The organism is Brevibacillus laterosporus, from assembly GCA_007833815.1.
In the GTDB taxonomy this organism is placed as follows: domain Bacteria; phylum Bacillota; class Bacilli; order Brevibacillales; family Brevibacillaceae; genus Brevibacillus_B; species Brevibacillus_B laterosporus_D.
In genome coordinates, this window is sequence record CP033464.1 from 82,231 (window position 1) to 105,000 (window position 22,770).

Below are 22,770 nucleotides of genomic sequence, written 5' to 3' on the forward strand. Positions count from 1 at the left end.
ATGGCTTACTCCTTCGCTAATTCAAAAATTGCCTGTGCATATATCGCTGTCGCTTTCAATAAATCCTCTACCAATAGGTATTCATCTCGTTGATGAGCCGTATCCTGTCTACCAGGGAATAATGGGCCAAATGCAACTCCAACATCTAAAGCACGACCGTATGTACCGCCACCAATCGCTAACAATTCGGCCTTTTCTCCAGTCCGCTCGGTGTAGACTCGTTGCAAAGTTGTTACTAATGGATGAGTTGGGTCTACGCGATGTGGTTTCTTATGAGTAATAATTTCCAGAAAATACCCATGTTCAGATGCGACTTGTTCAAGCTTTGGCTTCCACTGTTCAAATAAAATAGAATGAGGGTAGCGAATGTTCAGATCGAAACGTACTTCCTCACCAGCTACATAATGAAATATACCTGGATTCATCGTGAGTGGTCCCATCTCCTGATCCTCTACTTTAATACCCATTGTCGCACCATCATGCTGTTCAAACAAATATGTCGCTATAAAATCAACAAATGCACGTCCACGCACATCTAAATCGCAATTTTGTAGGAATTTAGCTAAATACGCCCCTGCATTAACCCCTTTTCCTGGGTCCATTCCATGAACTGAAACTCCCTGTAAACTAAACGCTACACCTTTATCAGTCTGAGTAATATGACCTCGACGTTGCCCTTTTTCTAAATAAATCTGATATGCTTCTGTCCATGCCGCCGCTTGTTCTGGGTGGCAAGCAAGCTCAGCTTCTGCTATCTCTGGTACCATATTCACACGCATACCAGCATGGAAGGAGAGAAGCTGCGTAGCTCCTTCTTGACTAGCGTCCAGGCGATTTTTATGCGTCAATTGGTCAAAGCTCTCACTCGTTTGGCGTAAAACCAGATGCGTTAACCCTTTTTCTGCATAAATGAGGGGGAAGTCAGCATCCGGAGTAAAGCCCATCGTCGGCATTTCCTCTGTTTCAAAATAACGTTTCACACACTCCCAGCCTGACTCCTCATCTGTCCCAAAAATAAGTCGAACTCGTTTCTGAAGAGGTAATCCAAGCTCTTTAATAATCTTTGCGGCAAAAATAGCTGCCATTGCCGGACCCTTATCGTCCAAAGCTCCTCGTGCAATTATTTTTCCCTCGATGATGTCGGCTGCAAACGGCGGAATAGTCCAACCATCCCCCGGAGGCACCACATCTACGTGGCTTAATACGCCAATGCACTCATCGCCCTGACCAAACTCGGCATGACCCGCATATCCATTTATATTTTTAATAGTCATTCCTGCCTCTTCGCATGTTTGCAAAGCGAATTGCAGTGCTGCCTGCACTCCTTCGCCAAATGGCGCCCCTTCCCCCGCCGTATCTGGGTCCAGCACGCTATCGATCTGCAAAAAACGCTGCGTAGTAGCAATTAACTCTTCTTTTCGTTTCTCTACTTCTTGTTCCCAATTAATTGTGCTCATTTTCATCCTCCTTCTCTGTTTGAAGCACGATTTGTTTCTGATCAAAATAGACCGATTCGGTATCCACGTCTAAATCAAGCTCCACAATGCTTAAAAGTGGATCAATCGGAGATTCCTTTTTCCTTGTAAATTCGATCTGGGCCTCTTTAACCTCATCGCGAATTTTATTCATCTCGTTATCAAGCGTATAGGAAGCTTTAGCTGATTCGACAAGACGCAACTTGATGTCTTCTGGAATGATTCCTTCGTATTTATACTGCAAAGAATGCTCAATCGTGGCCCAAAAATTCATGCCCAGCGTTCGAATCTGTATTTCAACCGGTATGGTTTTCTGTCCGTCTATGGTCATGATGGGATACTCCACTGCTAAATGGTAGCCACGGTATCCCGTTTCTTTTGGCTGTGTCACATAATCTTTTTCCAGAAAAATCTTCATATCTTTGCGTTCTCTCAGCATATCTACGACAAACGATATATCATCAATAAACTGACAAATAATCCGCAATCCAGCAATGTCCCGAATTTCCCATGCAATATTTTCATTGATAGGAAAGTGTAGACGAGTAGCTTTGTTGTAGATACTGTTGATTGACTTGACTCGACCCGTAACAAATTCAATCGGTGAATGAACTTTTCGTTTCCCAAATTCATTACGAATATTTTTTAATTTTACTTTTAATTCTTCTACAGCTTGCTCATAAGGCATTAGATACAAGTCCCAATCCATTTTTTGCACGATTTTCCCTCCGACTTGGATTCCTTGTCCTTATATTTATTCAACAGATAATTAAGAAAATCCTGCTTTTGAAAGCCCTTACACGATTATGTAAACGCATCAATTTATTTACTATTACCATAGAGTAAAAAAGCGAGAAAAAGGCTGCCACCGTAAAGTCTGGCACATTCTTCCCGCTCTGTTTTTCTTTTATACATATTCCGTTGGTTCTAAAAAGCGTACCATAGCAATTTCATCACACATTGGTAATTTGGAGCAATTGATGCAATCTTTCCATACCTTTTGCGGTAACGATTCTTTTTGAACAATCTGAAAGTTACATTTGTGAAAAAACTCAACCTGATACGTAAGTGACAATACTCGGCGTATCCCTAATTTTCTTGCTTCTTCCACCAAAGCCAGTACAAGCTTCTTCCCAATCCCCATTCCCTGCGCACGTTCTGCCATCGCAAGTGAGCGAATCTCCGCTAAATCCTCCCACAGAATATGCAAGCCCCCCATCCCCATTACTCCTTGCCCATCATGCACAATGATATAGGATTGCAGATGCTCACAAATAGACAGCTTGGTGCGAGGTAGCATCAATCCTTTTGCAGCAAAATAATTAATGATTTCCAACATTTGATCCACATCGTGTATGGTTGCCTGGCGAATCACAAGTGTGCCTGTCATACTCATGGTTATTTTACTCCTCCACTCATCGTAACGTATAAAAATTCATAATTAATTATAAATATACAATCTAACTAAGCTACTCGTAAAGCATTTTTTATTGAAATACTTGCACAATTTTCTTTACGACTCCCTAGTGAGTTTCAAGATTATGATATACTTCTAGCAGGAGGTGTTAACTTGATTACTCGCAGAGAACGGAAAAAGCGTGAAACAAAGGAACGCATTTTTAATGCTGCTATTAAATTGTTTAAAGAACATGGTTTTGAAGCGACCACGATTGATATGATTTCTGAGGAAGCAGATGTGGCACGTGGAACCATTTTTTTGCATTTCACCTCGAAAGAAGCGATTCTTGCCAATTGGGGCTATGAACGCTTGCAGGAAATTGAAGATAGGCGCGAAGAGTGGGATTTTGGAGAGAGTTGTAAACAACGCGTCCTACGAATTTATAAAATCCTAAACGAAGTAAATATACAGAATTACGATTTTTTGAAAGTACTGATTGAATCCTCTATGAAGCATCGCAAAGTCCTAGAGTCAGAAAAGAAAAATATGTACTTTGAGCTTAGAGAATTATTTGCTGATTTGATTGAAGATGCCCAAGAGAAAGGGCGATTAAAAAGTAAAGTTAATCCATTAATTGCAGCCAATATGCTGGAAAACATCTATTACAACGCCTTATATGATTGGGTACGCAGCGATGGTGGCTGGCCTTTGGAAGAAATCATGGAAGAAAAAGTTTCAATTGTATTTGAAGGTCTGGATGTGTCTACGCAATCATAAAAAATAGTTCATTCCCAGCGAAACGGTTACCATTACACCTGATGGTAGCCTGTTTGTTTATGTCATTCATTTCTCTAACAAATACTTACGCCTCCCTTCCAATAGCTCCCTTGTCCAAATAAATGATAATTTATGTTGACTTATCCTCCTTGTGCTACTACAATACAAAACAATATCTTTATTAAAAAAACTTTCATACCTTACGGAAAAATAAAAAATATAGCCACGTATAATCATAGGAATATGGCCTATAAGTCTCTACCGGGTTACCGTAAATAACCTGACTACGCGGATGACACAAAGAAGAACTGCGATTTGCCTAGCGGTTTATTTTGTTATACCTGTAACAAACCGCTCCGCCTTATCTCGCATCTTTTCTTGTGTTTCTGTGTTCGTAGAGCCCCTGGTCGATTCCAGGGGTTTTTCTCGTTATGTATAACTTTGAATACTAGAGGAGCGATCCAGATGAACATTCAACCTTCTGCCTTACAAAAACGTATCGAAGCGTCCTCCAAACGCGCTAAAGCTGATTTGGTGATTAAGAACGGTAAAATCGTAAACGTCTTTACTGGAGAGATTGTCGAGGCAGATGTAGCCATTACAGATGGTATGATCATCGGAATCGGAGCCTATGAGGGTAAAGATGTCTGGGATGCTCAAGGCAAGTACATTGCTCCGGGTTTCATTGACGGACATGTTCACATCGAATCATCTATGGTAACACCTACTCAGTTCGCTGAAATCGTTCTTCCTCATGGTGTTACAAGTGTAGTCTGTGATCCTCATGAGATTGCCAATGTATCAGGTACTGCTGGTATTCAATACATGTTAGATGCATCAGAAGGGCTTGACCTTGATGTGTATGTGATGCTTCCTTCTTGTGTACCTGCTACTTCTTTTGAACATGCTGGTGCAAAGCTGTATGCCAAAGATCTTGCCCCATTCTATCATCATCCTCGCGTGCTAGGCTTGGCTGAGGTCATGGATTACCCGGCTGTAATGAGCGGTAGTGATGATATGGTTCAAAAAATCGATGATGCCAGAAAACGTAGTAAAAAATTGGACGGGCATCTTGCTGGACTCTCCAAGGATGCCATTAACGTATATATGACAGCAGGAATTCGCACAGATCATGAAGCAGTTACCTTACAAGATGCTAAGGAACGCCTTCAATTAGGTATGTACCTTCTCATCCGCGAAGGATCTGCTGCCAAAGATTTGAAGAGTCTAATTCCAGTTGTAAACGAACGCACAGCGGCACGTTGCCTATTCTGTACAGATGATAAACACTTAGATGATCTATTTAAAGAAGGAAGCATAGATTACAACGTTCGTTTGGCTATCCAATGCGGCATCGACCCAATTACGGCTATTCGCATGGCAACACTTACTGCTGCTGAATGCTATGGTCTTGCAGAAAAAGGTGCAGTTGCTCCAGGCTATTTAGCTGATCTGATCATGATGGACAATCTAGAACAAGTAACTATTACCGATGTGTGGAAGAATGGTAAGCTAATTGCAAAAAACGGCCGTTATGAAGGAAATATCTCTACTCCTGCTAACGTACCTGCTACTATCACCAACAGCGTACGTATTACACCTGTGACAAAACAAGAGCTCCAGCTTCCTATTAGTAAGAAGAAAGCGCACATTATTGGCGTAGTTCCTAACAGTATTGTAACGGAGCATTTAGTTGAAGAAGTAGATATTGCTAATGGATTCTTCCAGCCGTCCATCGAACGTGATTTAGCTAAAATGGCTGTGGTTGAACGCCACCACAAAACAGGTCATATTGGAGTCGGAATTGTAAAAGGCTTTGGCTTACAATCAGGTGCAATGGCTACCACGATCGCCCATGACTCTCATAACATTATTACCGTTGGAACCAACGATCAAGACATGCTGACTGCTATTAAAACACTGGAAGAGATGCAAGGTGGACTGGTCATTGTTGAAAACGGGAAAGTTCTAGCTTCCCTATCTCTAGAAATTGCTGGTTTAATGACGATACGTCCAGCTGAACGAGTGATGGCAGAACTACACCATTTAGACAAAGCACTGCTAAGTATTGGTGCCTCTCAGGAATTCTCTCAGTTCCTGACGCTCTCCTTCCTAGCTCTACCGGTGATCCCTGCTTTAAAATTGACTGACATGGGACTCTTTGATGTGAAGCAATTTGTTCACATGGACGTATCCGTTGATGAGCGTGAACTGGTATTGAAGGGATAAATATAGTAGGTTGAATAGAAAAGGAACAATAGGTGATTATGAGCCGTTGTTCCTTTTTTTATCACTACCACTCATACCTAAGTTTACCACAAATTACAAACAAAAAAGTGAATAAAATGTAAATTTATGTTATATTTTGCCGAATGAATGTAGTAGAAAAAATGTTCATACGATATCACAATGACCAATTTCTTCTTTAGCACATCTTTTCCTTGCGGCTCAACCTATCTTCTCCTATGATGGAGGGTAGAGATTTTTCCTATTTACTAGATTTGCGCCCGTCTAAACCATACTAGAATGTGGGCAAAATAAATCTATTAATCATTGAAATACCGATAATATCGCAGACTCAAAGACATTTGCCCTACGATCACAAAGCAAATGTCTGTTTTTTACTAAATGACTTGTTTTCCTATTGAAAATAGCTCTTTTATAAAGAAGTTTTACATTCTATTAAAAAAGAGCTTCATATTTGTTTGGAGGGTTACCATTCGTGAAGAATCAGATCAGACGAGAAGATATTGAGTTGCTAGCACCTGCAGGTAATTGGGATTGCCTAAAAGCTGCGGTTGCCAACGGAGCAAATGCAATTTTTTTTGGTGTTGAAAAGTTTAATGCGCGAGCACGTGCGGAAAACTTTCAAATGAAAGAATTACCTGAAATTATGGCTTACCTGCATATGTACGGAGTAAAAGGCTTTCTTACCTTTAATATTCTTGTCTTTGAAAATGAATTAGAAGATGCCAAAGAATTAATAGACGCCTGTATCGACGCTGGTGTAGATGCTGTGATTGTACAAGATCTGGGTCTAGTAAAATTAATCCGTGAAATCAGCCCCGACTTCCCTATTCATGGCTCTACGCAAATGACCATCACTTCTCCAGAGGCGGTCGAGTTTACCAAACCATACGACATGGAGCGCGTGGTTTTGGGACGTGAAAACTCGTTAAAAGAAATCAAGAAAATCGGTGAAAAGGCAAAGCTACCAATGGAAGTATTTGTACACGGAGCTCTCTGTGTCTCTTACTCTGGTCAATGCCTTACCTCAGAAATGTGGGGCGGTCGCTCTGCCAATCGTGGTGAATGCGCACAGGCCTGTCGTCTGCCATATGATTTGATAGTCGATGGTGTCCAAAAAGAGATGGGTAACATCGCTTATTTACTTTCCCCAAAGGATCTGGCTGCTATTGAAATCGTACCAGAATTAATTGAAGCAGGAGTAACGTCCTTTAAAATTGAAGGACGCCTGAAAACTCCGGAATACGTAGCCAATGTAGTTAGCAAATATCGAGCAGCAATCGACAGATATTTTGCTGGAAACAATGCTAAGCCGAGTAAAGATGAAATTCGTGAGCTACAACAAAGCTTTTCACGGGGATTCACCCATGGTTTTCTTGATGGAACCAATAATCGCCTCTTATTAGATGGAAGCTTCCCGAAGAGTCGTGGTGTCTATCTCGGTATCGTAAAAAAGGTGTTGAAACACGCCCTCTTAGTAGAGATCAATACTCCACTAAAACGCGGTGATGGCATCGTATTTGACGCAGGTGATCCGACACAAAAGGAAGAAGGCGGTCGTGTCTATGATATTTTACTGCATGGGGATAAAGTAGAAGGCCAAGTACAGGAAGGCTTATACGAAATTGTCATGGGCCGTAATGATGTTAAACTAGGTCGTATCCATGTAGGTGATCGGGTATGGAAGACCAATGATCCCGAATTAAACAAGCGTCTCCGTAAAACCTTTGAGACTGAAAAGCCCTATACAACGTTCCCAGTGGCCTTGCATGTTTCTGGACGTGTAGGAGAACCGCTACAAACTGTTTGGATTGACGAGCAAGCCAACCATGCGGTAACAATTGCTTCTACTATGCCTTTAGAACAGGCGATGAAGCGTCCAATGACCCAAGCCTCCTTATATGATCAATTTAGCAGACTAGGTGGTACCTTATTCCATCTTTCTGAGGATCGTCTATCTCTAGACTTGGAGGGCGAGGTTATCATTCCAGTCAGCGAACTAAATCGGATGCGCCGTGAAGCAACCGAGCAACTGCTCTATCTTCGCCGCAAACCACCTGTTTATCAAAAAAATCAATTAGACGTTTATGCCAGTGTGTCCAAAAATCAACCAGTGGAAAATCCGCTACTAACCGTGCTTTGCCGTTCATTGGAACAGATAGAAGCAGCAGCACAAACCGATGTTGACTTTATATATGCTGATTTCGAATTTGTAAAACAATATCCGCAAGCAGTTAAGTTAGCGCATCAATACGGCAAAAAAATTGCGCTTGCTACTATGCGTATTCATATGCCAGATGAAAATGGAGTACTTGCTCTTATTGCAAAAAGCAATCCGGACGCCATTCTGATTCGTAACACAGGAGCCTTGTACTACTATCTCTCACGACGTGTTGAAATTCCTATTCCGTTGATCGGAGACTTCTCTTTGAATATTGCTAATCATAAAGCAGTAGAATTATTTATGGGCTATGGGCTTGAGCGCGTCACACCATCCTATGACTTAAATATTCAACAGATGGTCGACATGCTAGAGCATACAGACGCAGCTCCATTAGAATTAGTCATTCACCAGCATATGCCAATGTTTCATACCGAGCATTGCATTTATTGTACATTCATGAGTGAAGGGACAGATCACACGAATTGTGGTACTCCTTGTGAAACATCACGTGCCTCCTTGCAAGATCGCGTTGGCTTCTCTCACCCTGTCCGTGTAGATACAGGTTGCCGTAATACGGTCTATAATGCGATTGACCAATCCGGTGCCGAATATCTTCCAGAATTTAAACGATTAGGAGTAGGGGCTTACCGCATAGAATTCTTAGAGGAAGACCCTTCTCGCGTACAAGAAGTAATTCACTTGTATCGCAAAGCCTTACGCGGAGAGATTTCTGGCACAAAAGTATGGAAGACGTTAAAAGCAACAAATCAACTTGGTGTAACACGTGGACAACTAACCAAATAGACAAAACTAATGAGTACAGAGGGAGAGTAGATCATGGCCAATTTACAAGAAGCGACCCTAGAAAACCTGACTGTCATTATCGAGGGAATTAAAAGCAAGCTAAACATGGCGAATACCCAAGTAATGCGCCCAGAGGATTTTAAAATGGATAGCTATGAAGACCTGTTATATCTATATAACATGGTGCAAAAGAAAACTAGCTTCAGTGTTAACGAGATGACTGCTATCGTCGAAGAGCTAGGTAGCATGCGTAAGACCAATTAGAATGTATCCAAGATCATATTTGAAAAAATGAATCAGCAAAAGGACCACTTTCCCTTGATATGCTCCCCTAAAGGTAGACAGGTGAAATAATAAAACCTGCTACTGTGAGGGGAGCTTTTTCATGCCTAAAGTACAATATGGTGCGCCAGAGAAATTCGCCATCCTACAAGAAGTTGAAAGTGGCCAGTTGGGTCTTATGGCTACAGTTAAAAAATACAGGATTAACAAATCAACCTTAGCGAAATGGCGAAGTCGTTATGAAGTGTATGGATACGAAGGGTTAGAGGTTCGAACCCACAATAGAAGTTATTCTGCGGAACTAAAGCTTCAAGCGGTGAAGGATTATCTCTATGGGGGATTGTCACAATATCAGATCATCGATAAGTACAAGATAGCCAGCCGAACACAACTCTCCAACTGGGTAAAGAAGTATAATGGTCATAGCAGCTTAAAAACCTATACAGGGGGAGTGAAAGCTATGACGAAAGGTCGATCTACAACTTGGCAGGAGAGGATTGATATTGTTCTTTATTGTCTTACCCATCATCATGACTATCAAAAGACAGCGGAGCAGTACCAGGTCTCCTACCAACAAGTGTACCAATGGGTAAAGAAGTATGAAAATGACGGTCAGGATGCTTTACAGGATGGGCGGGGAAGAAAAAAAGCGCTTGAGGAGTTAACCGAAGCGGATCGCCAAAAGTTCGCAATGAAAAAGCTGGAGTATGAAAATGAGCGGCTTCGAGCAGAGAACGCTTTCTTAAAAAAGTTACAGGAAATCGAAAGGTGGCGACGTTAAGCCAATACCGGCAGGAGAATGTCTACCTTGCCATTCAAGCTGTTTGGCAAGAAGAACAATGTAGCGTGCAGGTATTGTGTGAAATCGCAAAGATTTCACGGTCAAGCTATTACAAATGGCTCAATCGCAAAACCAGTTCTCGTGAACTGGAAAATCAACAACTCACTGATGCCATGCTCTCGTTATACGAGAAGGTTGATGGCATCTACGGGTACCGTCGGTTAACCCTCCATTTGCGCCGCCAGACCCAGCGACGGATCAATCATAAGCGAATACAACGTCTTATGAAGAAAAAAGGAATCCAATCGGTGATCCGCAGAAAGAGAAAAAAATATGCGCGTTCAACTCCACAGCAAGTTGCTGAGAATCTGTTAAATCGTGAGTTTTATGCGAAAACACCGAATGAGAAGTGGGTAACCGATATAACGGAATTCAAGTACGGAAGTGGCCAGAAGGCCTATTTAAGTGCTATCTTAGACCTTCATGATAACTCGATTGTCTCCTATGTTTTAGGCCATTCCAATAACAATAGCCTTGTGTTTAAAACAGTGAATTTGGCCTTGCAAGCGGTACCAGGAAGTAAGCCTATGCTTCATAGTGATCGAGGTTTTCAATATACCTCTTTCAGGTTCAAAAAGTTATTTGCCGACAAACTAACCCACAGCATGTCCCGAGTTGGCAGGTGTATTGATAACGGTCCAATGGAAGCGTTCTGGGGAACCCTTAAATGTGAGAAGTATTATTTGCATTCATATAGTACCTTCGAGGAACTTAAGAAAGACATTGATGACTACATGTACTTTTACAATAACGACCGATTACAGGTAAAACTAAACAGCCTTAGTCCAATGGAATACAGAACTAAGGCTGCTTAACTGTTTTTTATTTTTTGTACTGTCTACTTGACAGGGTGCAGTTCACCTAGGAATGTGGTCCTTTTGCCTATATTCCTATATATATTCTTCAAACCACCCAACAATCGCCTGTAACCGAGCAATCCGATGGGCTGGATCTCCACTTCGAGATAATTCGTGCGTTGCATCTGGAAAACGCATAAAACGAACAGGGGCTTTTTTATGTTGTTTAATGGCAGTGAAAAATTGCTCTGCTTGTTCAATTGGGCATCGATAGTCACGCTCGCCATGTAAAATAAGTAATGGTGTTTCAACATGTTGAGCATAGCGTAACGGAGAATGTTGCCACAGTCTATCTGGATCTGTGACTAAATCACCTTGAACCTCCCATTTTGCAAAATAATACCCAATATCGCTTACTCCAGCAAAACTGATCCAATTAGAAATAGATCGCTGGGTCACTGCTGCTCTAAAACGTTGATTATGTGTCACAATCCAATTCGTCATAAATCCACCATAACTACCACCCGTAACCCCCATCCGTTGCTCATCTAAATAATCGTAATGTGCAAGAACATAAGTAACTCCACTCATCAAATCTTCATAATCTTTACCGCCATAATCCCCACGAACTGCATTAACAAATTTTTGACCGTATCCATGACTACCTCGCGGATTGGTGTACAAAATAGCGTAGCCCTTTGCTGCTAACAATTGGAGTTCGTGAAAAAATGTATAACCATACATAGCATGGGGACCGCCGTGAATTTCCAATAGTAGTGGGTATGTTTCACCCCTTTTATAAAAAGCAGGCTTTAACATCCACCCTTGAATCTCCCAACCGTCTTCAGCTTTGTAGGTAATCACTTCAGGATTAGATAGCTCCACTTCTTCTAGCCACTGATTACTTGTTGTTAGACGCTTACTTTCCCCTTTACTACTATCAATGTAAAACAAATCTCCAGGTGTCAGTGGATCACTTACTGCTATGACAGCCTTACCGCTCTTTTTATGAAAAGTCCATCCATACACATGACGTTCTCCACTAACAATGGGTATATTCTCTCCTTGAATCGTTACATAATAGAGACTTACTCGACCTTGTTCCGAGACAGTGACATAGTTCCCTTGACCATCTGCACTCCATACTGCACCCGGATTGACATGTCCACTCCGCATATCACCAACCATTGCATCTGTAAAATGTACATCCCACTTTTCAGTCAAACAACGTCTCTTTCCTGTTTCTAACTCAAAGTGCCAGACATGCATCAATTTTTCTTGCTCGAATACCCGCTCATAGCCTACACATGCTATTATTTTGCCATCTGGTGACCAGTTAGGTAACATAAACGTTCCCTTTGAATCAGACAAATTGCGCCAAGAATTGTCTTCTAATGAATGAATCCATAAATCGCAGGTAGGATAAAACCGCTCATTTTTACGTTCCATAACACAACAAGCAATCTGCTTCCCATCTGGTGACCAGGCAGCCATCAGATGATCCTGCTCTTCATTGGTGATCTGACGTAATTGACCACTTTCTCGATCACATAATGCTAATTGGATATATTTACCATCCCAGAAGCCAGCTTCATCTGATTTATAGCGAATATAATCCACCTGTAAGACTGGCTTACCTTTTATTACAGTTGAGGAGCTTACTCTGTCTCCTTCTTGTTCAATCAAAATAGTGTGTAGTGTTTCATTTGGGGAAATCCTTACTTGAACCAATAGCTTTTCACTATCTGGTGACCAAACTGGCTTAGCAGCACCTTGTTTGTTACCTGTTAATTGACGCGCCTCTCCTCCATTTATTGAAAGGAGCCATACCTGTGTATCTCCCGAACGATCTGACTCAAATGCAAGCCAATTACCATCTGGTGACCATCGAGGGTGCGTATCCCGATGATTACCAAAAGTCCACTGCCGTTCCTCAGAATCTACTAGAGAGCGTACAAATAAGTTGGAAATGTATTTTCCCTCTGAATTAATTGTTCTTTGTATGTAAACAACTTTATTTCCATCGGGAGAAATTTGCGGATCCTCCACCCATTCAAAACGAAATAAATCTTCCGCGGTCATTTTTCGTTTTTCGTTCAACATATTCATTCCTCCTTGTGCCTCTACTTTTTATTTACAAGCCATATATCTATTTGCCAATTCTATGTATGAAAAGGCACGACCATACGCGGAAACAATAGGTCGTGCCTTGCGATGTTTTTTAATGATTAACGATGCCTATCCGTACTTCTTCCCGTTCAACATCAAGAGCTTCTGCACCTTGTTTCCACAATAAATAGCGAACACTATCGGCGAGTGCTTCCCAACTAGCCTCAATCACATTCGTTGACACTCCCACTGTACTCCAGCTCTCCCCCTGATGAGTGGATTCAATCAGCACACGTACTTTGGCTGATGTGGCTTCGCTCTCGTCAAGTACACGCACCTTATAATCTTTTAAATGCATGTGACTAAGAATCGGGAAGTGCTGCTCTAGTGCCTTTCGCAACGCATTATCTAGTGCATTGACCGGTCCATTTCCTTCTGCCACCGTATGCACGGTTTGTCCATTGATATTACATTTAACCATCGCTTCGGAGACGATTGATTTGTCAGGCTTTTTTTCCATAAATACTTTAAAGGATTCTAAATGAAACAACTTAGCTTCTTCCCCCGATGCTTCCAAAATCATTAGGGTAAGTGAGGCTTCAGCACCTTCATATTGATAGCCAGCATGCTCTTTGTCCTTCAGACGCTGTACTACTTCTTTTGACACTGATTTTTCCCCATTAAAGCACACTTGTAATTCTTCTGCTTTGGCCAATAGATTACTTTGTCCCGATAGCTCCGAAACGAGAATTCGTCTACGATTCCCGATAACTTCCGGCTCGATGTGCTCATACGTACTAGCGTTTTTCATGACGGCACTTACATGAATACCACCTTTGTGAGCAAAAGCACTATTACCTACAAACGGTTGGTTGACCGGTAACATAATGTTAGCAATCTCTGCGACATAGCGGGAGGTACTGGTCAATTGCTGCAATCGTTCTAAAGAAACACAATTATATCCCAATTTCAGCTGTAGATTGGGAATGACAGAAACTAAGTTCACATTGCCGCATCGTTCACCAATCCCATTCATGGTGCCTTGCACTTGCTCTGCGCCAGCTTGAACTGCCGCTATTGCATTTGCCACTGCTAACTCACAATCATTGTGCGGATGAATTCCAAGCGGCTTGCTACAGGCTTCCTTTACCTGTGTAACGATCTCGTTAATTTCATGAGGAAGCGTTCCTCCATTTGTATCACATAAGACCACCCAGTCTGCACCCGCTGCTTCTGCGGCTTTTAATACATCCAACGCATATTTCGCATTCGCTTTGTATCCATCAAAAAAATGCTCTGCTAAAAACATCACTTCAAGTCCATTTTCGTGCAGATGGGTAACTGACTCATGAATCATGCGTAGATTTTCAGTAAGCGTAGTTTTTAATGCTTCAAATACATGCAAATCCCAGGCTTTTCCGAAAATTGAGGCTACAGACGCACCACTTTCCAGAATTGCGCGTAAATTTACATCTTGAGAAGCTGGTACATTTGGTCGACAGGTGCTCCCAAAGGCTGTAAGTTTTGCATGCTCTAGCTTTACCTCTTTTATCCGTTGGAAAAAGGCCATATCTTTAGGATTACTTCCCGGCCATCCGCCTTCAATATAGTCAACTCCAAATCGATCCAAACGTACAGCGATTTTAACTTTATCCTCCACAGATAGACTGATGCCCTCTCCTTGCGTACCGTCACGTAGTGTTGTATCGTACAGATGGATTTTTCTCCCCGTCATTCCTAATCCCTCTCCGTTTTCTGTATTTTTTAGATTTTTTTGAAAAATCAACCTTCAATGTTCTCTATTTTGCCTACCAGTATAACATAAGCAAGAGAGCTAACAAAAGGCATTTACCGGAATTATGCTGGACATTTGAATGAATAAAGCAAGATTTTAAAAAGATCAAGTTAATTTGTAGAGAAGTCAGCGAATAAAAATATTGACGCTGACTCCCCTACTTACTTACTTACTTACTTACGAGTAGATTGAAGTACAAATTGTGAAGTAACATCAATCGCTTCTTCTAGCTCTGCACTGGTTCCCGTAAATGGATGCTTGGTATTCATTACATGGTCCGCTTCTTTAATCCAGTGTAGAATTGCTTGTGGATAAGCTTCCTTCAGCAGTTTGGCACCATGCACTAAACGTCCAAAATCCTTCTCGCCTTGTACAATCAATAGAGATTTATCAAGCTGGGAGACTTTCTTCAACAAATCATACGCTTCTACATTCTGATCGACGTCCTCCACGACCTCAGGCATGATTGGCATTCTTTGCCCTGTTCGTCCGTTCATAATATAGGCTATGCCGGTATCTTTTAATTCTTGTCGTAAATCTTCGTCGAACAAATTGACCTGCGCAATACCATTCCATGTAATAATCCCCTTAATAGCAGGATGATTAGCTCCAAATAGAATAGCATCACCGCCACCTTTACTATGTCCCATCACATAGATTTGCTCCGTATCAAAATGCTCTGCCAAAGGTAGCTCACGTTCCAGAATAGCCCTCATGAGTACATTTAAGTCAGCAACTTCCCGTGCATAGGTGTTGATTCCGAACTTTTCTAGCTCATCAAACTCAGTCAGGCTCTCTCCGACCCCATTTGCCGAAAAGTTAAATCGGATGACCGTCACTCCTTTCGTTGCCAACGCATCTGCTACATAAGGAAAGCTTCCCCAATCCTTAAATCCTTTAAATCCGTGGCAAAATATTAATAAAGGTTGTTTCTCTCCTGTCTCCGCTGTTGTATGCACATCTCCACGTATCACAAATGAATCCTCAAGGGGTAACACAAAAGCTTGTTGCATAATTCCCACCTACCTTTTTGTTATATGAAAAGCTTCATTAGGTCTGATGAACATGTAAAAAAGCTAAAGCAGCACGGCCCAATACTTCTGCGGCTACAAGCATGGCTCTCTCATCAATATCAAAACGTGGATGATGGTGTGGATAACAAGCCCCGATCTCTTCATTTCTTGCTCCAATAAAAACAAAAGCTCCTGGTGCCTTTTGCAAATAGTAAGAGAAATCCTCTCCACCCATAGTCGGTTTTAGAGGTATGAGACCCTCTTCACCAACAACGGACATAGCCGCTTGGTGTACTAATTCCGCTTCTTGCGCTGTATTGATAACGGCAGGATATCCTCTGTCATAATCCAAAACTGCTGTGCCACCCAGCATAGCAGCTGTACCTTCCACGATCTCTTTTAAACGTTTCTCACCCAAATCACGAACTTCCGGCAAGAAAGTGCGCAGTGTTCCGGTCATTTTGCAGGAGTCGGCTATTACGTTAAAGTTATCACCCGCGTTGAAAGTTCCAATCGTCACAACAACACTTTCTAGTGGGTCCACATTGCGACTAGCAATCGTTTGTATGTTATTGACAATTTGTGATCCAATTACGATAGAATCGACTGTTTGATGTGGAAGAGCACCGTGCCCCCCTCTTCCTTGAATCTGAATGGTAAAATCATCAGCATTAGCCATAACAGGACCTGATGCGATACCTACACTACCATATGGAAAATCAGCCCAAAGATGCGCACCAAACACTGCATCTACACCATCCATCGCTCCATCTTGCACCATATAGGTTGCTCCACCTGGATTCTCTTCCTCAGCAAATTGGAATAAAAATACGATAGTACCAGAAATCTCTTCACGATGTTGTGCTAAAACGCTAGCAAGACCTAACAAGCCTGCTGTATGGCCGTCATGGCCACATGCATGCATAACACCTGGAACTTTTGATTTATACTCCACATCTTTTTGATCTTGAATTGGTAACGCATCAAAATCAGCACGAATCGCAACGGTCTTTCCTGGCTTTCCTCCGATTAGAGTTCCAACGACACCACGGCCGCCCACTTTTTCACGTACTTGATCTAAGCCAGCTTCTCTTAAAATGCGGGCAATCATCGCAGGCGTGTTCTCTTCCTTAAACGATAACTCTGGATACTGGTGCAAGTGTCGACGCCAATCCACCATCTGAGTAAAATATTCCTTCAAATATGTACCTAGAGGCATTACGACTTGATTGGTCAAAAGCAAAAACTCCTCTCTGTCTCTTTTTTCTGATGATAACAAACCAAAGAACATTACGAAAGTCTTGTAAAAAAGTAAAACGACCACTTGAGCCTCGAAAGGCAAAAGTAGCCGTGATTTATGTGTAAGATTATTGATTGTTTTTTTCAACGTTGGCTGCTTGCGGACCGCGCTGTCCTTCTAAGATATCAAACAATACTTGTTCACCCTGCTCCAAATTACGGAACCCTGAACCGTTAATACCGGAATAGTGAACAAAAACGTCCGCACCGCCTTCCCTTTCAATAAATCCATACCCTTTTTTCTTATTAAACCATTTTACCTTTCCTTGCATACAAAGATGCCTCCCTTACAATCAGTAAAGCAACAAATGCTTTGTAGCATCTTATGCAGGCATCTACCCAAATGCTTTTGGGACAGCAAGGAAAATTCACCTAATATTTTTAAATAGGTTCTGGGACTTTTGGGCTTGAATGTTGGAATATTTATACGCTTGAGCTCTAGTTAGCTTGCAGAGCCTGTTGAAATTGTAAGAAGCTCTGCCTGTACCGCTTGAAGTTTGGCTATATCTATATTACTGTCTAAAGCCGCCAACAAGCCATTTACGTATTCTTCCACCTGCTCTTCCACTTTAGTCTTTTCCTTTTGCCACATGTCTTCAACAGCTTTTGTAAATACATCTTCCAAAATTTGATCACCCCAAGCAAGATGCTGATCTACCGGTTCTTGCAGTAGTTTTTCTACCAGCTCTCGCATCTTGCCTCTGCCTTCCCCTTCAAAGAAGTCACGTGGGTTTTTAAAAACTTGCAAGGCGCTTTGATAGTACTGAGGGGATACTTCTTTCATCTTTTCAGGTACTACTGGTGTTTCAATCTGCTGTTGGGTATAGGGAGCAAGTAAGAGTCCATGAAAGGTTTCCCTCACATCTTGTTGCCAAGCCTGAACACGCTTATTTCCTTCTTTATGTAACACCTTTTCTAAACGAAGAGAGGTAGCGCGCATCTCTTGTGCTAGATCATACCCAATCGAACGAAGAAAGTCATCCATACATGCTTGAGCTGTTTTCTTTAAATTTCGTCCGTCGTCTTTCAGTATGGAAGGATTGAATGCTTGACTGAACAGCTCCGACAGACGCAAAAAGAGTCGTTGCTTCACATAGTATAGGAGCTCGACTCGCTCTTGTTCCATATAACGAGAAATTGAGCTTATTTGAGCCGTTTGTATGCGTTGTAAAACGGTCTCTTTTTCCTCTTCAATATGTGTACGTCGTTCTTCCCTGACGCTCTCTCCCTGTTGTGACAGGTCTAGAAACTCTGCTAAGATCGTGCGAGCACGGTTAATCTCTCCTTCAGCTGCCGCTACAGCCATATGCGCTAGACCATCTACCGTATAATGCAAGAAATCCTGTTCAAATTTATCCAGACCTGATAACTTCATACCTGTATGATAATCGGGTAGCGATTCACTCTCATCAACACCTGTGCGCTGTCGATAGATTTTCTCCGACGAAGAGGTAAGCTTCCCATTTTTATGCATATGCGCAAGCAAAGCTGTCTGGCTCGATACTGGATAGATACGGGGATGGCGGATGCCACAGGATAGCAAGTTTTTCTCTACATGAGTAAGGACGCCTTGCAATTCATCGTCGTTTTGCGCCAAATCAGCGGCATTGACAATAAAGAACATTTTATCTAACTCGAACGTATCCTTTACGCGGCCCATCTGCAATAAAAACTCTCGATCAGCCTGAGCAAACGCATGATTATAATAAGTCACAAATAAAATAACATCAGCATTTTTTAAGTATTCAAAAGCCACACCTGTGTGTCTGGCATTAATAGAATCTGCTCCCGGGGTATCTACTAAAACCATGCCCTGTTCCGTCAACGGACAAGTGTAATATAGTTCAATATAATCGGCAAAGCATGCCTTTTCCTCTTTGGCAACAAACTTTTTAAACTCTTTTTCATCTACCAAAAGTTCTTGACCAAGATGGTTCTCAATCTCTGGTAATCCTTTTATCACTGCTTTCAAAAAGGTGTAATGAGGTTTGGCATTCGGAGCGATATCAGACACATCAATAGAAGCCACAGATTCACAACCACTAGCCAAATCATGCGCATGCTTGCCAAATATAGCTAACGAGCGCAAAACATCCTGTTCGATCGATTCCTGTGATTTAAGTACGACACGCACGGTTCCATGCGGATACATATCGCTCGGTGGCATAATTTTATTAATGGCGGCTGTGGTAGGATTAGGAGATACCGGTAGTACCATATCACCCATTAATGCATTTGCAAAGGAGGATTTTCCCGCACTAAACGCACCGAACAAAGCAACCGTAAATCGATTTTCCTCCATGCGTTGCGCCCGCTCTGTCATAGCTTGCGCTTGTTGTTTTAGCCCAGTAATCTGATTGATTAACTCGCTAGCATCACGTAATTGACCTGCACTTGCACGTAACATCTGTTTTACTTGGTTCATAATGGTCTCCTTTATATGTCCCCTGATAACAACGATGTGAGTTCATGTTTCGTGTTCGTTTCCTGGTCGAGGTAAGCCTTATGTTGCTTGAACGCTTGTTGTAATAACCTTAGTTCATCCAACCGTTCCCCTACCTTTCTTTGCTCATCAATCGCTTGTTCGGCCAGTTTTGAATTCAATTGATCTATGAATAGTAGGGCTTGTTTTCGATACCTTGTTTTAATGCTGTCAGATATATCCTGGCAGAAATTCATGACATACTCACTAGTTCCTGCTCCTTCTTTTACTAAAGAGGCAAGCCAATCAGACGTAAGCTCAATCTGGTTAGCATGTACAGCACTATTGTACGCTTCGTCACGCACGTTATAACGATCAGCAAAAGCCAACAACAATTGCTTATAGTGGAAGTCAAGATTACCTGCTACCTTCTCTACCACGTCATCAAGTAGGGCTTGTAACCTAGCTTGACGCTCTTCTTCCGTCTTTTTAGCTGTGAAGAAGAGACCTTTCTTAAAGCCTGGTTTGCGTGTTTCTACGTAAGCTTCAGCTGCCTGATTGGTACTATAGTAAGTTAAACGAGCATTTTGTAATAAGCTACTAAGTTCCTTCTCCATCTCTTGATAAGCTTGGTCTTTATTTTGTTGTAAATGAGCCCATTCTTTTTCAGTCGCTGTTAGTAATTGTATCAGGCTCTCTTCACTCGTTACGTCGAATCCCTTCTCTTGTAGAGCTGCCAATCCTTTCTCTATTTGTTCCTCCACTACTTCCAGCTGGGCCTGGTTGGAACGACGGAAAAAGCGGATATGCTCCTCAATCAAAGCAAGCGCGGCATGATGGATACTGTCCGCCAATAATTCTGTTCGTCGATGATACAGGTTAATCAATTTGTCTCGAAATTCATCATATTGATTTTCAGGATGCTCTGGTTCAGCTAGTGTTGTATAGAAAATGCCATCAGGCTTGATATTCCAAGTGGAAAATGCCTCTTCTACGCTTTCCTTGTATTCATCAAAATCCAATTCGAAATCAACGTGCTTATCAATCATATTAATGACAAGGTAGACAGGTTTATTACGATCTGTAAGCATTTTTGTAAAATTAAAGTTCTCTTCTGCCTGCACATGGTTGTAATCCATCATATATATGACTGCGTCTGCTAAGTGCAAAGCAGATTCCGTAGCCACTTTATGTGCGGCATCTGTTGAGTCTATACCAGGTGTATCCAATAAACTTGATTTCTCATCAAGAAACAGTCCTGGATAGCAAATCTCTACCCACTCTACTTGATCACCGTCTACAGCAAATTTTTTTAACTCCTCCAGATCCGTCTGTGGATCAAAATGAAGAACTCCGCTGTGACGAGTATATACATTGGCGGCAGGTTGTCCACCACGAATTTTTACTACATTTGCACTGGTTGGAATTGGATTGGAAGGTAATAATTCCTGTCCAAGTATGGTGTTAATCATCGTAGATTTTCCCGCAGAAAAATGTCCACAAAAAGCAATACTCATCTCTTCAGCATTCCCTTTTGCCACAAGTTGTTCTATTTTGAGTGCATGTGACTCATCGCCATTTTGGCGCATAAGCAACGCCATATGTTCTAGCTGCCCCACTCGTTGTTGTAGTGCTTTCTTATTTCCTTGCTTTATATCTTCCGTGTATCCGATCACTTGTAATCACTCCATCTAAATGACTCTACCATGACCGAATGTACCATACTACTACCGCAGGTTCAATCTATATGTGCGAATATTTTTATAAGTATACAGTTCCGTTCCTCTATATGGAAAAAACCCCGAGACAGATGATAACATCGTCTCGAGGCTTTGATATGTATGGTGCCGGTAGAGGGACTTGAACCCCCACGGTTTCCCTCACGATTTTGAGTCGCGCGCGTCTGCCAATTCCGCCATACCGGCTTATTTAGATGGTCGGGAAGACAGGATTCGAACCTGCGACACCTTGGTCCCAAACCAAGTACTCTACCAAGCTGAGCTACTTCCCGATATATAGATGGCGTGCCCTGAGAGATTCGAACTCCCGACCTTTTGATTCGTAGTCAAACGCTCTATCCGGCTGAGCTAAGGGCACAAAAAATAAAGGTTGTTCTTTCAAAACTGGATAATGAAAGTCAGCATAAAGGCAATGTGGATAAGTCCTCGACCGATTAGTATTCGTCAGCTCCATGCATTACTGCACTTCCACACCGAACCTATCAACCTCATCGTCTATGAGGGGTCTTACTAGCTTGCGCTATGGGAAGTCTCATCTTGAAGGGGGCTTCACGCTTAGATGCTTTCAGCGCTTATCCCGTCCGCACATAGCTACCCAGCTGTGCCACTGGCGTGACAACTGGTGCACCAGGGGTGCGTCCATCCCGGTCCTCTCGTACTAAGGACAGCTCTCCTCAAACTTCCTACGCCCGCGACAGATAGGGACCGAACTGTCTCACGACGTTCTGAACCCAGCTCGCGTACCGCTTTAATGGGCGAACAGCCCAACCCTTGGGACCTACTTCAGCCCCAGGATGCGATGAGCCGACATCGAGGTGCCAAACCTCCCCGTCGATGTGGACTCTTGGGGGAGATAAGCCTGTTATCCCCAGGGTAGCTTTTATCCGTTGAGCGATGGCCCTTCCATGCGGAACCACCGGATCACTAAGCCCGACTTTCGTCCCTGCTCGACTTGTAGGTCTCGCAGTCAAGCTCCCTTGTGCCTTTACACTCTACGAATGATTTCCGACCATTCTGAGGGAACCTTTGGGCGCCTCCGTTACTCTTTAGGAGGCGACCGCCCCAGTCAAACTGCCCACCTGGCATGGTCCTTCCACCCGATAAGGGCGGTAAGTTAGAAACTCCGTACATCAAGGGTGGTATCCCAACGACAGCTCCACGAAGGCTGGCGCCCTCGCTTCACAGCTTCCCACCTATTCTGTACATGATGCACAAAGTTTCAATACCAGGCTACAGTAAAGCTCCATGGGGTCTTTCCGTCTTGTCGCGGGTAACCTGCATCTTCACAGGTATTATGATTTCACCGGGTCTCTTGCCGAGACAGCGCCCAAGTCGTTACGCCTTTCGTGCGGGTCGGAACTTACCCGACAAGGAATTTCGCTACCTTAGGACCGTTATAGTTACGGCCGCCGTTTACTGGGGCTTCGGTTCAAAGCTTCGCTTGCGCTAACCCATCCCCTTAACCTTCCAGCACCGGGCAGGCGTCAGCCCCTATACTTCGCCTTGCGGCTTCGCAGAGACCTGTGTTTTTGCTAAACAGTCGCTTGGGCCTTTTCACTGCGGCCTCCTCGGGCTATAAACCCTACCGAGGCGCCCCTTCTCCCGAA

The 22,770-nt window shown here is 42.6% G+C and carries 16 protein-coding genes, 3 tRNA genes, 1 rRNA gene and 1 riboswitch (1 of these 21 only partly in view); of the genes, 6 read left to right on the forward strand and 14 right to left on the reverse strand.

The annotated features are described in order from the left end of the window. Positions 1 to 5: 5 nt before the first annotated feature. The 3 genes from pepV to EEL30_01565 all read right to left on the reverse strand — a co-directional run bounded on the left by pepV (position 6) and on the right by EEL30_01565 (position 2,871). Positions 6 to 1,457: a dipeptidase PepV gene (gene pepV, locus EEL30_01555; GenBank protein QDX91187.1), complete on the reverse strand. Its 1,452-nt coding sequence runs from the start codon at positions 1,455 to 1,457 to the stop codon at positions 6 to 8. Further along, a complete protein-coding gene (locus EEL30_01560; protein QDX91188.1) occupies positions 1,444 to 2,193 on the reverse strand; it encodes a GTP pyrophosphokinase family protein in 750 nt (249 codons plus the stop codon). The genes pepV and EEL30_01560 overlap by 14 nt, the downstream gene beginning before the upstream one ends. A 189-nt stretch (positions 2,194 to 2,382) precedes the next feature. Next, positions 2,383 to 2,871 (reverse strand): N-acetyltransferase, encoded by a 489-nt coding sequence (locus EEL30_01565; GenBank protein ID QDX91189.1) that lies wholly within the window; start codon positions 2,869 to 2,871, stop codon positions 2,383 to 2,385. Between the two features lie 174 nt (positions 2,872 to 3,045). On the opposite strand from EEL30_01565, the gene EEL30_01570 reads away from it, so the two are divergent. From EEL30_01570 to EEL30_01595, 6 genes are all read left to right on the forward strand, one after another. Continuing rightward, positions 3,046 to 3,651, forward strand: a complete 606-nt coding sequence (locus EEL30_01570; GenBank protein QDX91190.1) for a TetR/AcrR family transcriptional regulator — start codon at positions 3,046 to 3,048, stop codon at positions 3,649 to 3,651. Positions 3,652 to 3,856: 205 nt separating this feature from the next. Then, positions 3,857 to 3,958: riboswitch (purine riboswitch) on the forward strand. A 158-nt stretch (positions 3,959 to 4,116) separates the two neighbouring features. Further along, positions 4,117 to 5,880: an adenine deaminase gene (ade, locus tag EEL30_01575; protein QDX91191.1), complete on the forward strand. Its 1,764-nt coding sequence runs from the start codon at positions 4,117 to 4,119 to the stop codon at positions 5,878 to 5,880. A gap of 493 nt (positions 5,881 to 6,373) precedes the next feature. After that, positions 6,374 to 8,866, forward strand: a complete 2,493-nt coding sequence (locus EEL30_01580) for a U32 family peptidase (GenBank protein QDX91192.1) — start codon at positions 6,374 to 6,376, stop codon at positions 8,864 to 8,866. 33 nt (positions 8,867 to 8,899) lie between these two features. Then, positions 8,900 to 9,130, forward strand: coding sequence for a DUF1128 domain-containing protein (locus tag EEL30_01585; GenBank protein QDX91193.1), 231 nt, complete (start codon positions 8,900 to 8,902; stop codon positions 9,128 to 9,130). Between the two features lie 121 nt (positions 9,131 to 9,251). Next, positions 9,252 to 9,929, forward strand: a complete 678-nt coding sequence (locus tag EEL30_01590) for a transposase (GenBank protein ID QDX91194.1) — start codon at positions 9,252 to 9,254, stop codon at positions 9,927 to 9,929. Beyond that, positions 9,917 to 10,804, forward strand: coding sequence for an IS3 family transposase (locus tag EEL30_01595; protein ID QDX91195.1), 888 nt, complete (start codon positions 9,917 to 9,919; stop codon positions 10,802 to 10,804). The genes EEL30_01590 and EEL30_01595 overlap by 13 nt, the downstream gene beginning before the upstream one ends. Before the next feature lie 75 nt (positions 10,805 to 10,879). Here EEL30_01595 and EEL30_01600 read toward each other — a convergent pair whose 3' ends face one another. From EEL30_01600 to EEL30_01650, 11 genes are all read right to left on the reverse strand, one after another. Beyond that, positions 10,880 to 12,889: a S9 family peptidase gene (locus tag EEL30_01600; protein QDX91196.1), complete on the reverse strand. Its 2,010-nt coding sequence runs from the start codon at positions 12,887 to 12,889 to the stop codon at positions 10,880 to 10,882. Positions 12,890 to 13,007: 118 nt separating this feature from the next. Next, positions 13,008 to 14,630 (reverse strand): citramalate synthase, encoded by a 1,623-nt coding sequence (locus EEL30_01605; GenBank protein ID QDX95638.1) that lies wholly within the window; start codon positions 14,628 to 14,630, stop codon positions 13,008 to 13,010. A 233-nt stretch (positions 14,631 to 14,863) separates the two neighbouring features. Further along, complete coding sequence (locus EEL30_01610; GenBank protein QDX95639.1) at positions 14,864 to 15,706, reverse strand: alpha/beta fold hydrolase; 843 nt, start codon at positions 15,704 to 15,706, stop codon at positions 14,864 to 14,866. 34 nt (positions 15,707 to 15,740) lie between these two features. Beyond that, positions 15,741 to 16,922: an amidohydrolase gene (locus EEL30_01615; GenBank protein QDX95640.1), complete on the reverse strand. Its 1,182-nt coding sequence runs from the start codon at positions 16,920 to 16,922 to the stop codon at positions 15,741 to 15,743. A gap of 148 nt (positions 16,923 to 17,070) precedes the next feature. Then, on the reverse strand, positions 17,071 to 17,274 hold the full coding sequence (locus EEL30_01620) for a cold shock domain-containing protein (protein ID QDX91197.1): 204 nt from the start codon (positions 17,272 to 17,274) through the stop codon (positions 17,071 to 17,073). 170 nt (positions 17,275 to 17,444) lie between these two features. Continuing rightward, complete coding sequence (locus tag EEL30_01625; protein ID QDX91198.1) at positions 17,445 to 19,427, reverse strand: dynamin family protein; 1,983 nt, start codon at positions 19,425 to 19,427, stop codon at positions 17,445 to 17,447. A gap of 11 nt (positions 19,428 to 19,438) precedes the next feature. Then, complete coding sequence (locus tag EEL30_01630; protein QDX91199.1) at positions 19,439 to 21,100, reverse strand: dynamin family protein; 1,662 nt, start codon at positions 21,098 to 21,100, stop codon at positions 19,439 to 19,441. Between the two features lie 166 nt (positions 21,101 to 21,266). Next, positions 21,267 to 21,349 (reverse strand) — tRNA-Leu (locus EEL30_01635). Positions 21,350 to 21,358: 9 nt separating this feature from the next. Then, a tRNA-Pro gene (locus EEL30_01640) sits at positions 21,359 to 21,435 on the reverse strand. Positions 21,436 to 21,444: 9 nt separating this feature from the next. Next, positions 21,445 to 21,521 (reverse strand) — tRNA-Arg (locus EEL30_01645). A 55-nt stretch (positions 21,522 to 21,576) separates the two neighbouring features. After that, a 23S ribosomal RNA gene (locus EEL30_01650) occupies positions 21,577 to 22,770 on the reverse strand (it continues 1,738 nt past the right edge of the window).